This window comes from Kouleothrix sp. 19917, assembly GCF_057073505.1.
Genome location: NZ_CP097099.1, coordinates 2,795,963 through 2,810,462, shown reverse-complemented (window position 1 = coordinate 2,810,462; position 14,500 = coordinate 2,795,963). Strand labels below are relative to the sequence as shown.

Genomic DNA, 14,500 nt, shown 5'->3' with positions numbered 1-14,500 from the left:
CTCTTCGCGCTCTTTGCGTTCTTTGCGGTAGTGTTCGTTCGTCTATCGCCAATCGTACATCGTACATCGTAAAGGTGAACCATGCCCAACTTCCCAATTGTCGATACGCACGTCCACCTGTGGGACCCGGCGCGCTTTCGCATGGCCTGGCTGGATGGCAACGACCTGCTGAACAAGCCCTACCTGCTTGAAGAATACCGCGCGCACACCGCCGGCCTAACAATTGAGTCGATGGTATACCTGCAGGTGGACGTTGCGCCGGCCTATGGCCTGCTGGAAGCGCAGTTCGTGGCCGAGCTGGCGCAGCGCGACCCGCGCATTGGCGCGATTGTGGCCTGGGCGCCGCTGGAAGATGGCGACTGCGTGCGTTCCTACCTCGACGCGCTGGTGCGAGTTTCGCCGCTGGTGCGCGGCGTGCGCCGCTTGGTGCAGGGCGAGCCCGACCCAAACTTCAGCACCCGGCCGGGCTTTGTGCGCGGAACACAGCTGCTCGGCGAATACGGGCTGACGTGCGACATCTGCATCAGGCACACGCAGCTTCCCGCCACGATCGAGCTGGTGCGGCGCTGCCCCGATGTGTCGTTTATTCTCGACCATATCGGCAAGCCCGATATTGCCAGCGGCCAGCTGAAACCGTGGCGCGCGCAGATCAGCGAGCTCGCCGCGCTGCCAAATGTGATCTGCAAGGTCAGTGGCGTGACGACCGAGGCCGACCGTGAGCATTGGACGCCCGAGCAGATCGCGCCGTATGTGCAGCATGTGCTGGCGGCATTTGGCGAAGACCGGGTGGCGTTCGGCGGCGACTGGCCGGTGGTGCTGATGGCGTCGGAGTATCGGCGCTGGGTGGAGGCGCTCGACACGCTGACGGCAGATTTGCCCGAGGCCGCGCGCCGCAAGCTGTGGGCCGAAAATGGGCGGCGCTTCTATCGTATCTAGCGATTATGCTGCGGCGGCGGGCAAGGTGCAGGGCTGGGCGCACGGCGGCGATTTTCCCCCGCAGTTTGTGCACGCGCCGTTTCAGTAGCGGCTAATCTTGCGGGGCGTAACCCAGCACCTCGCGGGCGTGCTGGATGTCGACGAGGTTGGGGTGGTTGTTGGAGTGGCCGAAGAAGATATCGAAGCGCAGGCTGGCCGGCGCGCTGATGCAGCGCTCGACGATCTGCACAATATCGCGCTGGCTGCACCAGATTGGGCCAGCCTGCGCGTTGGCGGGCCGGTCGTCCGCCGTGACCCAGCCGATGCGCAGGCACAGGCACGACATGTCGTGGGTAAAGGCGTACATGTGGGCCAGCGCCTCGCCAAACACCTTGCTGCAGGCGTAGTAGTTCAGCGGGCGGGTGGGCTGCGTGTGCAGAATAGGCGTGAACTGCCCATCCTCCAGCGAGCGGTAGGGTTCGTCGGCGCGGTAGCCAAACACGACCTGGTTGGTGCTGGCGAAAACAACGCGCCGCACGCCGGCCAGGCGGCATGCCTCGAACAGGTGCTGGTTGCCGATGATATTGCTGTTCAGCACGCTTTCCCAGCCGGCGCGGCCATCGGGGTCGGCGGCCATGTGCACCACGGTATCCATGCCCTCGACGGCGCGCTGCACCGCCGCGAAGTCAGTCAGGTCGGCGTAGTGCAGGCGCTCGTCGGGGATGATCTGAAGCTCCAGTGGCTCGACGCGCGCTGAGGCTTCGTTGCGGCGCACCATGCCATAGGCGGCATAGCGCTCGGGCTGCGCGGCGAGGTGGGCATACACCAGGTTGCCGATCAGGCCGTATGCGCCGGTGATCAGGACTTTGCGCGGGGCGGGTGGTGATTGCACGGCAACTCTCGTGATAGCAGGATGACGACCGACGCGGGATTGACGATTGACGATTTGCGATTTACGATTGGGGCGAGCCAGCGCCGACAGCCAACGAATGAAAACTACCGCAAAGAACGCAAAGGACGCAAAGTTTGCGAATGACCACGTATTCGTTTGCAGGTTACTGCCAACTGCAAACTGCCGATTTACGATTGGGGCGAGCGATAGCCGAAAATTCACCACTGAGACACAGAGGCACGGAGGGTTTGAAGCAGGTTTACAGGTTGCAAGTTTGAAGGTTGAAAGTTACACATTCCAGGTTCAATCCCAAAACCCTAAACCCGTATACGGTTGCAGATTTGCCAACTGGCCTGGTAGTGGGATAGAACACACAACCTGCAATGTGTAAACCTGCAACCTTCGAACTCACTCGCTCTCCCGTTACTCCGGCCCGAATGGATAGTACTCCACATCGTCCTTGATTGCGTCGAGCAGGGTCGAGATTTCGCGCCGGTCGTCGGCGTCGAGGGCGTCGACGCCGGCGGGGGCGCGCTGCAATGTGTTGGAAAAGACACCGCGCCGCTTGAGGATGTAGCGCATAAACGGCTGGTTCTCGCGGATGATCAGCGGCAGAAGGCGATTGTGCAGGTCGCGCGCGCGCGCCTCGTCGCCCTGCCACCATAGTTCCATCACCTTCGCCAGCAGGTCGGCGATTTCGCAGGCGGGCATACAGCCGTTTGCGCCGCGCCGCAGCTCGTCGGGCAGCACGCGCCCGCCAAAGCCGCCAAAGATCGCCTTGACGCGGTCGCCAAGCAGCTGGTGCACCTCGGCAATATGGCGCGGGCCGGGCGGGCGCTCCTCTTTGATATACTGAATTTGCGGCACCTGCTCCACCAGCATGGCGATCTGCTCGCCGGTCAGCGGGGCATACGCCGCGGCGTTCTGCAAGATGATCGGCCCATCATACACATCACCAAGCCGCTTGAACATGTCGATGGCGATGGCGGCATTCGTTTGCGCCGGGGCCATGGCGATGATTGCGTCGGCGCCGGCCTGCTGTGCGGCGCGGGCGAACAGCAGCACCTGCGGCACCGACACGCCCGAGCAGCCGAAGACTAGCGGCAGCCGACCGTTGATTTCTTCCAGCACGGCGTGGAGGTTGCGGATGCGCTCTTCTTCGCCCAGGAAGTAGAACTCGCCCACCATCACCGGCCACACAATGCCGTGCTGCCCGCTGCGGCAGCAGAAATTCGCCGCCGCGCGCAGATCGGGCGTGTGGATTTCGTAGTCCTCGGTGTAGGGCGTGGGCAGCAGCCCGAACACGCCCTTCAGGTTGTCGAATCGCGCCATAGTGTATCTCCGATGAGGTTTGAATGCCCAGCGCTGAATGTTGAGCTGCGCAGCTTTTGCCTGCCCTTCGACAAGCTCAGGAAGTTCGGCAGCATGGTAGTTTGCGATTTATTCTGTATGGTTTTCGCGCATAGCGCGAAAACCATACAGAAACGGACTGAAATGTGCTGTATTGAATGCTTCCTTAGGAATGTAGCACTCAGCACTCAAAACTCAACATTTACTCCGGCCAGCGATTATCGGGCCGCCAGAAGCCCAGCTTCGGTGTGTTCCATTCGTCGGTGGGCAGGAACATGGTGCCGGGCGTGCGCAGGTTTGCCTCAATGCCTTCGAGGTTGAGATCGACACCCAGGCCGGGCCGGTCGGGCACGACGACATAGCCGTCGGCCATGTAGTCGGCGGGTAGGCCGGTGACGAGACTCTCCCAGAAGGGCAGGTCGAGGCCGTGGTGCTCGAGCGCCAGGAAGCTTGGGATAGCGGCAGCGCAGTGGACGTTCGCCATAAAGGCGATTGGCGAGCCGGCGCAGTGCAGCGCGGTAGTGATGCCATAGCGCTCGCCATAGTCGGCAATGCGCTTGGTTTCGAGCATACCGCCCGAGGTGAGCAGATCGGGGTGCAGGATGTCGATCGCGCGCTGCTCGATGAAGTCGCGGAAGCCGTCCCACAGGTACAATTCCTCGCCGGCCGCAATGGGCGTGCGCAGTGCGTCGGCCACGCGCTTGTGGCCCGCGATATCGTACCAGGGCATGGGGTCTTCGATCCAGGCGAGGTGGTAGGGTTCCCAGGCCTCGCCCAGGCGAATCATCTCGTCGAGCGTCAGGTAGCCGTGGCCGAAGTGGTCGGTGCAGAGCGACACTTCGTCGCCCACGGCTTCGCGAATGGCGGCGACGATCTCGACCGAGCGGGCGATGGCGCGGTCGGTGAGCTTGGCGCCCTGCCCGCTGCCCGGCGCGCGCCAGCGCTGGCCGAGTTCGTACTCGTGCTTGGTTTTCTGACCGACCAAGCCGCCCGGCGTGTCTTCGAACAGGCGCGGCCGGATGTCGAACTTGATGAAGGTCAGGCCGAGTGCCTTGCGACCGGCCAGCGCCCGGCGGTAGCCCTCGGGCGTGGCTTCTTCGGGCGCGGGCGTGTCGGCGTAGAGGCGCACGCGGTCGCGATATTTGCCGCCAAGGAACTGATAGCACGGCACGCCATAGACCTTGCCGATCAGGTCCCACAGCGCAATTTCAATCCCCGAAACGCCGCCGCCCTCGCGGCCCCAGCTGCCAAAGTGCTTGATCGCCCGGAAGATCATGTCGATGTTGCAGGGGTTCTGGCCGAGCAGCATGCTCTTGAACTGCAAGGCATTTTCGCGGTGGCCGGCGTCGCGCACCTCGCCCAGGCCATACACGCCCTGGTTAGTATCGATGCGGATGATCGGGTAGTCGTAGTTGGCGGCGACCACGGCGATACGGATGTCGGTGATCTTGAGGTCACTGGGCCGCGAGTTGGTGTTGACTGCGTCTTCGACCCGGCCGAGTTGGGTTTCGGCGTCTAACGATTCAGACATGGGGGCTCCTACCAAATCTAAGAAATGTGCAAAACTCCGCTGACAAGGTGACAGGATGACAGGATGACACGATCAGCAAGCACTCTGTCATCGTGTCATCCTGTCATTCCTATAGCGGTTTGCAGAACAATTGGACACTCATATGCTGGCGAGAAGGCATTGTAGCGCGGAAAATGCAACTGCCTTCTGCATCCTGCCGACTGCAATTTGCTATTCGCTACTGCGCGGTTTTCAGGCCACTGACGACGAGCATGCCGGTGTGCGCCCAGTACGCCCCGTTCGTCCCGTCGGCCAGGTTCGCCTCGGTGGGCCAGTTCGTCCAGTACGTCTGGTTGTAGGGAATGCGATGCAGCCACTGGATGATCGGGATGTCGATCACATCGCGCCAGTAGATCTCGAGCGCCTTCACTGCATCGGCCTTGAAGGTCGGGTTGTCCTCGCCCAGCGGCGCCATCTCGTCCACAATCGCGTCGTACTCCGGGTTCTTGTAGCGCGAGAAGCGGTTGTTCCCGGCGGTTGTGCCCACCGAGGCGCTGTAGCGGCTGTGGAACAGCTCAAACGCTGCGTAGGGGTCTTTCAGGCTTGCGCCGTGCCCGAACATATACAGCCCGGCCTTGCCCTCGGCCATGTTCGAGTACGAGTCGGTGCCGAAGTTCACGCTCGCGTCGAAGCCGCCGGCTTTCAGCATTTCCACCAGCACTGGCACGATGTCCGAGTGGATGCCCTCGAAGCCGTTGATCACCGCCGACACCGTCTTGCCATCTTTCTCCCACAGCCCGTCGCCGTTCTGCGTGAAGCCGGCCTCGGTCATCAGCTGCGCGCTCTTCTCCAGGCTGAACTCGCGCGGGTTGTACTTCGCTTCCAGCGCTTTCACTTCCGGCGTATCCACGAACTTCTGCAAGCCGGGATAGAGCGGGAAGGGGTAGACCGTCGCGATCTTCGCGCCGTCGTACACGATCTCGTCGATCTTGTCGCGGTCGATCGTCAGGGCCATGGCCTTGCGCACGCGCACATCGCTGTACGGCTCGATCTGCGTGTTCATCCACAGCGAGTTCGGCCACCAGTCCAGGTAGCCGTAGGGCGATTTGTCGCCGGTGTGGCTGGTGACTTTCGGGTTGCTCTTCAGGATGTTGCCGATCACCTGGCTGCGCATGTCGAGCGTGGCGTCGAAGTCGTTGTTGACCACGCGCTGCGCGACCGTGTCCATCTGCACGCCGTTGATGTTGCCAATGACGATGCGCTTGACATCGGGCAGTGGGTGCAGGCCGGTCTTGACCGCCCACCAGTCTTCGCGCAGGTCGAAGATCTTCTGGTTCTTGTCCCACAGCACCACGCTGTACGGCCCGGAATGGGGCATCTCAATGCCGCCGGTGAAGGCGTTGACATCGGCTTCCTTGGCGAGCACGTGCTCGGGCACGATCGGGATGCCGGTGTCGAATTTGAGGGTCAGCACTTCGAACTTGAAGCGCGGCGAAGGCTGCTTGAAGGTCACGACCACGGTTTTGGCGTCGGGGGCCTTAACCTCCTGCACGAACTGGTCGAACTGGGCGTGGTAGGGCAGCTTGTCGTTCTTCATCTGGCCTTCGAAGGTGAAGACGACATCCTTGGAGGTGACGGGCTCGCCATCGCTCCAGGCCGCGCCATCGCGCATCTTGATGGTCAGCTCGGTGAAGTCGGGCTTGGTGTACTCCATGCTCTCGGCCAGCCAGGGGATGTCTTTGTCGGCGAAGATGCCGAAGTAGTACAGGCCCTCCCACATAAAGGCGTTGCCGCTCTGGTGGGTGTAGCCAGGAATGGCCCAGGGGTTGGTGACGCCGATGGTGTCGTTGCCGTGGCCGAGCATCAGGGTTTGGTTGCGCGGGATTTCCTTGAGCGGGCCGGCAGACAGGGTCGGCGGGTCGGTTGGCGCGGGTGCGGCGGTGGCTTCGGCGGCGGCGGGCGCAGCAGTGGCCTCAGCGGCAGCCGGCGCGGCAGTGGCTTCGGCGGCGGCCGGAGCGGCGGCGGTGGGCTGGGCGGCAGCTGGCGCGGCGGTGGGCTGGTCGGCGGGCGCGGGTGCAGCAGGCGAGCCGCCGCAGGCGACCAGCAGCAGAGCGAAGACGGTGGCGGCGAGGAGCAATTTGTGTCGGATCATCGCGTCGATCTCCTTGATAGCAAACGGTGGCTGGTGTGCGTCGTTGCAGCGATGGTTGTGTGCGCGCAGAGCGAAGAGCGCAGAGCACAAAGCGTAGAACCTGTAAACCTGTAACCGTATGAGGGTTTTGGGTCTGGGGTTTTGGGATTGGGCTAACAACCCGCAACCTTCAAACCTGCGAACCTTCGGACCTGCAACCCGCAAACCCTTCGTGTCTCTGTGGTGTATCGTTTCTTCGTCGTTCATCAGATGTCAATCTCCTCGTGTCGTCGTGGCACCTCCTTTCTGCGCGATTAGCTTTTGGGTTCATCAGTTTCGTGTGGCTGAATGCCAAGCGCGGCAAGCGCGTGGCGGAAGTCGTCGAACAGGAGCGGCAAGGTGAACTCGTAATCGGCGGCGAGCGCGGGCGCCGGGTTTCCTGCTTCCTGTGCGACGCTGGCGAGCGGAATGTCGTAGGCGGCCAGCTCGGCCTGCAAGGCGGCGAGCGCGCCCGCCGCTTCCGGGCTTGCAAGCTGGCGATTCACCAGCACGAGCGCGGGTCGGCGCGGCGCGATCAGGGCGCGGGCGGCTTCAAAAGAAAGCGCGAGATCGCAGCCAAAGCCGCACTGCTCAGCGTAGCGCCGGAGCAGATAGGCGAACCCTTGATCGTGATCAACCAGCAGAATACGTGGCTGCATGGCTACTTTCAGCGTTGTGTGCCTACCCGAACAGCCATGCCCCTGCCTGCTTTCGGGGCAGGCGCGTAGCACCAGGACGCCATGATCTCGTCCAAGAACTACGGGCCGCACGGGGGCGCCAGCGAGTTGAGCTATTCGGATAGGCACAGCCGTAGGGATGGCACGAGTATAGCCGGGCCGGGCGCGCGTGTCTTGCCGAAATTCGGGGTGTTTTTGTATTTTCTCGGGGTGTTTCGCTAGCGCTGCTCGGGGGCAAGGCCGCGCCGGTAGGCCCGTGGCGAGATGCCAACTTCGCGGTGGAAGGTGCGGGTGAAGTGCGCGCTTTCGGAAAAGCCAACCGCCAGCGCAACGGCGGCAATGCTCATGTCGCTGCCGGTGAGCAGCTCGCGGGCCTGGTGGATGCGGTAGCGATGCAGGTAGGTCGTGGGCGTGATACCCAGCTCCTGCCGAAAGCAATCGGCCAGGTAGTCGGCGCTGACGCCAACATGCGCGGCGATCTGCTCGCGCCGCAATGGCGCGGCATAGTGTTCGTGCACAAAGGCCATGGCGCGGCGCACCAGCCGCTGCGTTGGCCCGCCCAGCGTGCGCTGATGCGCCAGCACGCGCTCGATGCGCTCCAGCGTCTCAAACGAGTCGAACAGCCCTTTATTCAGCAGGGTCGCGACGCCGCGATTGCAACGCTCGATCTCGGCCTCGCCCAGCGACTGGGCGGTAAGAATGACCACCGGAATGTCGCGCGTCGCCGGGTCGGCCTGGAGCGCGTCGAGCGTGGCGAAGCCATCCATCTCTGGCATCATCAGGTCGAGCAGAATGAGGCTGGGCGGGCGCTGGCGCGCAACGGCCAGCGCGGCGCGGCCATGTTCTGCCCGTCGGGTTGCGCGCCCACTCCGCTCGATCATGCGGCAGTGCAGATCGAGCATGCGCGGGTCGTCGTCGACAACCAGCACCAGCTCGCGCTGTGCGTGTTCGCGTGCTGTCGGTGTGAGTGTATCGGCAGATGCGCCAGTGTTTGCCAGGGCCGGCAGCGCAAAGAAAAAGGTCGCGCCGCTGCCCAGATCGCCGGGCGAGCGCAGACCGAGCGTGCCGCCATGCAGGGCCAGCAGCTGCCGGCAGACCGCCAGGCCCAGTCCCAGCCCGCTCGTACCCAGGCGCTGGGCGGCCTCGGCGCGGTGGAACTCGTGGAAGATCAGCTCGCGCTCGGCGTCGGCTACGCCAATTCCGGTGTCGCTCACCGACACAAGCGCCTGGCCGTCGGCCTGCGCCAGCTCAAGCGCCACCGCGCCGCGCTCGGTGAATTTGACGGCGTTGCTGATCAGATTCAGCGCAACCTGGCGCAGCCGCGTGCGGTCGCCAAACACATGCGGGCCGCACGCTGGGAGCGACACATGCCACGCCAGCCCATGCTCGCGCGCCATCTGCTCACCAAGCGGCGCAACGCCGCGCAATACGTCGGCCAGATCAAGCTGCTCGCGGAACAGATGCAGCTGCCCGGCCTCGCTGCTGGTCAGGTCGAGCACATCGCCAATCAGGCGCCCGAGGTGCTGCGCGCTGGCGTGGATGTGATTGAGGTCGCGCAGCGCCGCGCCAAATGGCCGCAGCGTTTCGCCGTGTTCGCGCAGCATCATGTCGCTCAATCCCACGATCAGGTTCAGCGGCGTGCGCAGCTCGTGGCCAACAGTGGCGAGAAAGCGGCTTTTCATGCGGCTGGCTTCTTCGGCCTGGCGGCGGCCGGCCAGCGCGGCGTGGTACAGGCGGCTGGTGCGCAGCGCGGCGGCGAGGTGGTGCGCAATCGCGGCGCACAGCTCGAGGTTGCTGGCGCTCATCGCCACAAAACCAGTCGATTGGTCATCGATCACCAGTGGCAGCACGGCGAGTTGGAGCGCCTCGCCAGCGGCGAACATACCGGGCGGCGGAAAGGCGCGCGTGGCGAATGTGCGGCCAAGCTGTGGCGCGGGCAGGCCGGCGGTGATCGCCACCACGCTCTGGGCAAAAGGGTCGTCGTCTTCGCCCACATAGCTTGCCGCCACCAGATGCGCAATTCCCAGCTCGGGCAGGTGCTGCGCCAGAATGGCCGCGCTTTCCGCAATATCGAGCGCCGACAGGAGCTGCGCGGCCATGAGGCCCAGGCGGCTGGCGCTCTGCTGGTGCTGCAAGAGCGCTCGCGAGGCTTGCCGGTAGGCACATTCGCTCACGGCCACCCGCGCGTCGTCGAGTGCCGCTGCCGCAACGGCGTGGTGTGCGGGGCTGACCGCCGGCGCGAGCAGATCGAGGTTTTGACGCAATACCGCCAGGCCAGCCTGCCAACCCGCGCCGTCGTCGCCGTGCTGCTCGATCCACGCGAGTAGTTGCTGGCGCGCGCCGTCGAAGGTGGCCGGGTCGCCGCTCAGGAGCAGGCTGGCAGCGGCGGCGGCAAGTATGCGGCAGCGCGCTTCAATCGTGTCGGCGGCGCGCCCGCGCACCTCGGCCATAATCGCATCGGCCATGGCGCGGGCCAGCGTAGCGTGTGTTTCTGGCTCGGCGGGCGCGGCGGGCAGCGCCAGCGCGTTGGTGCTGGCCGGCTGGCAACCGCACGACTGGCGCACGATCAGGCGCGTGGGGATGCGGGCGTGAAGCGCGAGGTCGGGCTGGCCGGCCATGATTGCGCATAATGCCTGCACTGCGCGGTAGCCCAGGCGGTAGGCCGGGTGGCGCACCGAGGTGATTGGCGGGATGTGCGTGCGCGCTTCCTGGCTGTCGTCGAAGCCGATCACCGCCACGTCTTCTGGCACGCGCAAACCAGCCGCGCGCAGCACACTCAGCGCGCCCAGGCATGATTGGTCGTTGCTGGCGAGCACGGCGGAAAATGGCGCGCCCGCTGCCAGAATGCTGCGCATCGCATCCACGCCACCGCTGTAACACAGGTCGCCATACGCAACCAGGCGCGGGTCGAGCGCGATGCCAGCGGCGCGCAGACCGGCCTGGTAGGCGTGCAGGCGCTCGGCGCTGTCGCCGCCGCCGCCGGTATTGCCCGCCACAAACGCGATATTGCGGTGGCCGTGTTCAAGCAGGTGATCGAGCGCCAGGCGAATACCGCCGGCATTGTCGATTGCGACCAGCGGCCAGGGCTGCTCGGCGGTAGTCGCAATTACCGGGTAGCCAGCACGAATCAAATCCTGCACATAGGCCGACTGAACGTCGGACAGGTTGTCGGGAATAACGATCAGGCCGTCGGCGTTCCACGCGCCAACTGGGATGAAGTTGATGCCCGTGCCGGTGATCGCCCAGGCGGTGCGGCTTTCGCGCGGCCCGCTTGGCAGGCCAATCCCGCAGCCAAGCAGCAGGTCGCACCCGTGATCGCGCGCGGCGACGCGCATGCCGCGCAGCAGGGTATGGGCATACCAGTCGAGGCTGGTGCCTTCGTAGATCGCCCACGTAGAAAGTACGCCGATCGTTGGGCGCTGGCCGGCGCGGCCACCTTTGGCTGGCGCGAACAGTTCGGGCATAGTATTGAGATGGTCAGCGGGACACGCGCCAACTATAGCACATTCTGCGGCTCGCGCCGCTGCGCCAACAGCCACGGGTAGAGCGCATCTTCTGCGTATGCCTGGGTCCATGAATCGTGGTCGGCGTCGGCATACACCGTATAGCGAACATCGGCGCCGTGCCTGCGCAATGCCGCCACCATGCGGCTCGATTCCTCGATCGATACGACCGGATCCTGCGCGCCATGAAACACCCAGATCGGGATGTGGCTGATCAGCGGCGCATCTTCTTCGCTGCGCAGCCCATAGGGCCGGCGACCGCAGATCGCCACAATCGCGGCGAAGCGCTGCGGGTTGCCACAGGCGAGCCGCCACGTTTCGCGCCCGCCCATGCTCAGGCCAGTGAGATACACACGATCCAAATCGACAGGGTACTGGGCGGCGATTTCATCGAGCAGGGTGAGCAGCGCGTCGTCGTGGAGTGTCCAATCCGAGTCGGCCGGGCATTGCGGCGCGACAATAATGGCGGGCAAGCTCAGATCGCTCGCGAGCCGCCTGGGCAGGCCGTGATTCAAGACCTTCCGCACATCGCTGCCGCGCTCGCCGCTGCCGTGCAGAAACAGAATCAGCGGCCAGGGTTGCGCGGCGTCGTAGCCTTCTGGCAGCCAGAGCAGGTAGTCCAGGCGAATGGTTTTCACGATTTGCGTATCCAGCGTCAGCGCTTGTGCGTGCATGCTGCGGTCCTTGTTACAATTCAGTCCCCAACAATGGTGTGGGCTTGCTCATGGCTTCTTAACTGCGGCTTCGTCGTTTCCTGCTTCGCCATTATAATGGAAGGGGTGAAAGGGTTGAGTTGGAAGGTTGCAAGTTTACAGGTTACAGGTTATATACCCAAACCCCAAATCTCCGTGCCTCTGTGGTTAGCTTCCTGGCCGTCATTCGCCAATTTTTGAGAACACACTATGCCACTAAATCCCGAGCAGCAGGTCGACGAGATCGTTGCGCGCGTGCGCGAAAGCGCGAAGTACCAGGCGATCAGCGCCGACCTGATTCGTGGCGTGGCGCGGCGCGAGCTGGCTGCGCGCCGTAATGTGAAAGAAGCGATCAAGGCTACCAAAAACAAGCTGCACCAGGTGGCCGGCGCATTTCTCGATGCGCGCCCGCCCTATGCGGCATGGCTAGCCCAGCTCGAAGCGGCGCAGGCCGAAGGGCCAGAAGCACTACGCCGCGCCTGCCTCGATGTGATGCAGCACCACGCTTCCACACGCGAGCGCCTGCCGATACTTGCGCCCTTCTACGAGCGCATTTTTGCGCACTTGCCGCCAATTCATTCCGTGCTGGATGTGGCGTGCGGCCTGAACCCGCTTGCGCGCGACTGGATGCCACTTGCGCCCGGCGCGCACTACTACGCCTGCGACCTGTACGCCGACATGGTCGATTTCCTCAATGGCTTTTTTGCGCTGGCGGGCATTAGCGGCAGCGCGGGCGTGTGCGACCTGATCAGCGGGCCGCCCGCGCAGGCGGTCGATCTCGCGCTGGTGCTCAAGGCGCTGCCGCCGCTGGACCAATTGGCGAAGGAGGGCGGGCGCACGGTGCTGCGGGCGCTCAATGCGCGCTGGCTGCTGGTTTCGTTCCCGGCGCAAAGCCTGGGCGGCCGCGAGAAGCACATGAGCGCGCACTACGGCGAGCGTTTCAGCGCGCTGGCCGCCGCCGAGGGCTGGCCGATCGTCGAGCGCATGGATTTTGCGGGCGAGCTGGCGTTTCTGGTGGAAAAGCGCGGGGGAGAAAACCAATAACCACGAAGGTACGAAGGGAAAACCAATAACCACCAAGGCACGAAGACACAAAGGTTTGAATACCTGTTGCCAATAGCCAGCGGCATGTCAACGTTGAAATAGCAACAAGATCTATCAACAGATTATGCAGATTACACAGAAATAAGGTCTATAATCTGCGTAATCTGCGGATAGATTTAGGAAGTAGCAGGTCGTCAGTTGTCAGCCGTCCTTCTGCCAAAATCTCTGCGCTCTCTGCGCTCTTTGCGGTTTATTCTTTCGGACGTCGCTACCGCCCGACAATCCGCAGTGGGTCGGGCATGAACAGCAGCACAAACACCAGCAGCCCGAAGATCGCCAGCGCAACGTGCCGCGCGCCCAGCCGCGAGATGTCGTTCAGCGGCGCGGGGTGGCGCGGGCCGATGACGACCGCCAGCACGGCCCAGAACAGCCAGGTGGTGGAGACGAATACGCCCAGCAGCACACACGCAGCAATCAGCGCATAGGCCAGGTAGTGTGCGCGCTCGCCGAGCAGCGCGTAGGAAACGTGCCCGCCGTCGAGCTGGCCGATTGGCAGCAGGTTGAGCATTGTGATCAACAGACCGATCCATGCGCCCCATGCCACCGGGCTAAGCTGCACGTCCACGCCGCCGCTCGGCAGCACCTGACCAAAGATCAGCCACTTCGCCGCCATGTAGATCAGCGAGTTGCCTTCTTGCAGGTAGCTCGCGCTCGCGGGCCGGCCAATTGTCGAGTGCGCCAGGCCGTAGAGCAGCAGTGGCAGCGCCACCGTCAGCCCGGCTAGCGGCCCAGCAATGCCCACTTCCAGCACGGTGCGGCGGTCTTCCATTGGTTCGCGCTGCACGATGACCGCGCCCATGGTGCCGGTGAAGCTAATAAATGGTGGCATGGGAATAAAGTAGGGCAGGCTCACTGGCGCGTTGCGCAGCCGGCCCACCACATAGTGCCCCATCTCGTGCGTGAACAGGATGCTCAGCAGCGTAGCGGCAAACGGCAGGCCCGCGCCCAGGCTGGCCGGATTGCGCAGCAGGTCGGCGCCTTCGTTCAGCGCGCCCGTCAGCAGCACCGTAAACATGGTTACGATGAACAGCGCGACCGGCAGCCACACGCGCGGCTGGCGCCGATCAACCACCCCCGGCACCGCCACCAGCTCGTCGTCGCCGGCGGCGCGCGCCAGAAATGGCGTATAGCCCAGGCTTTCCAGCCGGCCACGAATCGTGCGGTAAATAGCGTCGGCCTTGTCGGTCAGCCGGCCGCGCAGCGTCAGCGCGCCGCGCTCGTCCCACTGGTACCGGTCGATCTCCATCAACCCCTGCAACGACTCATGCACCTGACCGGTCAGCTCCAAACGGTCGAAGTCCTCGATGAATGTCGTATTCAAGTATCTCCTCAGTTTCAGCTACTCATAGCTGGGTTAGGCTGCCATGCGAGAGGTAATTTGGAAGCGAGATCGCGGCGCGCAAACCTGGGCGAACGCCGACGCATGGCAGGATAAAATGGCTCGGTGGCACCAGTGAGGGCAGAGCAGAAAGGGTGCCGCCGCATCGCGCCGCACGGGCAGCAGCGTTTTGCCGTTTAGTATACCACGGCGGGCGGCAGGCGTGCGGGCCACCCTGCGCAGCCAACGAAGCGCGGTAGCACGCCCGCTTCTCCCCATTGCGCAGCCCTTGCCCACCGCTTGACAGAACGCCCGGAGGGTCTATAATACCCGAACCCCACCGATGGACTCAGATGTTCCACTAAAGAA

At 63.8% G+C, this 14,500-nt stretch carries 10 protein-coding genes; 2 read left to right on the top strand and 8 right to left on the bottom strand.

The window, feature by feature from the left end:
* Nucleotides 1–81 precede the first annotated feature (81 nt).
* Entirely contained in the window at nucleotides 82–936 is an 855-nt protein-coding gene (locus M1P90_RS11420; RefSeq protein ID WP_483702764.1) for an amidohydrolase family protein, read from the top strand.
* 91 nt (nucleotides 937–1,027) lie between these two features.
* Here M1P90_RS11420 and M1P90_RS11415 read toward each other — a convergent pair whose 3' ends face one another.
* The 7 genes from M1P90_RS11415 to M1P90_RS11385 all read right to left on the bottom strand — a co-directional run bounded on the left by M1P90_RS11415 (nucleotide 1,028) and on the right by M1P90_RS11385 (nucleotide 11,691).
* Nucleotides 1,028–1,807 carry an NAD-dependent epimerase/dehydratase family protein gene (locus M1P90_RS11415; protein ID WP_483702763.1) on the bottom strand — a complete coding sequence of 260 codons (780 nt, stop codon included), beginning with the start codon at nucleotides 1,805–1,807 and terminating at the stop codon, nucleotides 1,028–1,030.
* Nucleotides 1,808–2,230: 423 nt separating this feature from the next.
* Complete coding sequence (locus tag M1P90_RS11410; protein WP_483702761.1) at nucleotides 2,231–3,139, bottom strand: dihydrodipicolinate synthase family protein; 909 nt, start codon at nucleotides 3,137–3,139, stop codon at nucleotides 2,231–2,233.
* A gap of 220 nt (nucleotides 3,140–3,359) precedes the next feature.
* Nucleotides 3,360–4,688, bottom strand: coding sequence for a mandelate racemase/muconate lactonizing enzyme family protein (locus tag M1P90_RS11405; protein ID WP_483702760.1), 1,329 nt, complete (start codon nucleotides 4,686–4,688; stop codon nucleotides 3,360–3,362).
* A 217-nt stretch (nucleotides 4,689–4,905) separates the two neighbouring features.
* Nucleotides 4,906–6,819, bottom strand: a complete 1,914-nt coding sequence (locus M1P90_RS11400) for an ABC transporter substrate-binding protein (protein WP_483702759.1) — start codon at nucleotides 6,817–6,819, stop codon at nucleotides 4,906–4,908.
* A gap of 293 nt (nucleotides 6,820–7,112) precedes the next feature.
* The gene (locus M1P90_RS11395) at nucleotides 7,113–7,496 is read right to left on the bottom strand and encodes a hypothetical protein (RefSeq protein WP_483702758.1); all 384 of its coding nucleotides are present in this window, start codon (nucleotides 7,494–7,496) and stop codon (nucleotides 7,113–7,115) included.
* 236 nt (nucleotides 7,497–7,732) lie between these two features.
* A complete protein-coding gene (locus M1P90_RS11390) occupies nucleotides 7,733–10,978 on the bottom strand; it encodes a substrate-binding domain-containing protein (protein WP_483702757.1) in 3,246 nt (1,081 codons plus the stop codon).
* 32 nt (nucleotides 10,979–11,010) lie between these two features.
* Entirely contained in the window at nucleotides 11,011–11,691 is a 681-nt protein-coding gene (locus M1P90_RS11385; protein ID WP_483702756.1) for a carboxylesterase family protein, read from the bottom strand.
* A 228-nt stretch (nucleotides 11,692–11,919) separates the two neighbouring features.
* Here M1P90_RS11385 and M1P90_RS11380 point away from each other — a divergent pair, with 228 nt between their 5' ends.
* Entirely contained in the window at nucleotides 11,920–12,753 is an 834-nt protein-coding gene (locus M1P90_RS11380; protein ID WP_483702755.1) for a class I SAM-dependent methyltransferase, read from the top strand.
* A gap of 268 nt (nucleotides 12,754–13,021) precedes the next feature.
* Here the strand turns inward: M1P90_RS11380 and M1P90_RS11375 are convergent, their stop codons facing one another.
* Nucleotides 13,022–14,134 (bottom strand): site-2 protease family protein, encoded by a 1,113-nt coding sequence (locus M1P90_RS11375; protein WP_483702754.1) that lies wholly within the window; start codon nucleotides 14,132–14,134, stop codon nucleotides 13,022–13,024.
* Nucleotides 14,135–14,500: the final 366 nt, after the last annotated feature.

What these genes read in the sequence shown, in the direction of transcription:
- M1P90_RS11380 (WP_483702755.1), top strand. Translation starts at nt 11,920, where the DNA reads ATGCCACTAAATCCCGAGCAGCAGGTCGACGAGATCGTTGCGCGCGTG.
- M1P90_RS11410 (WP_483702761.1), bottom strand. Translation starts at nt 3,139, where the DNA reads ATGGCGCGATTCGACAACCTGAAGGGCGTGTTCGGGCTGCTGCCCACG.
- M1P90_RS11420 (WP_483702764.1), top strand. Translation starts at nt 82, where the DNA reads ATGCCCAACTTCCCAATTGTCGATACGCACGTCCACCTGTGGGACCCG.
- M1P90_RS11395 (WP_483702758.1), bottom strand. Translation starts at nt 7,496, where the DNA reads ATGCAGCCACGTATTCTGCTGGTTGATCACGATCAAGGGTTCGCCTAT.
- M1P90_RS11390 (WP_483702757.1), bottom strand. Translation starts at nt 10,978, where the DNA reads ATGCCCGAACTGTTCGCGCCAGCCAAAGGTGGCCGCGCCGGCCAGCGC.
- M1P90_RS11385 (WP_483702756.1), bottom strand. Translation starts at nt 11,691, where the DNA reads ATGCACGCACAAGCGCTGACGCTGGATACGCAAATCGTGAAAACCATT.
- M1P90_RS11400 (WP_483702759.1), bottom strand. Translation starts at nt 6,819, where the DNA reads ATGATCCGACACAAATTGCTCCTCGCCGCCACCGTCTTCGCTCTGCTG.
- M1P90_RS11405 (WP_483702760.1), bottom strand. Translation starts at nt 4,688, where the DNA reads ATGTCTGAATCGTTAGACGCCGAAACCCAACTCGGCCGGGTCGAAGAC.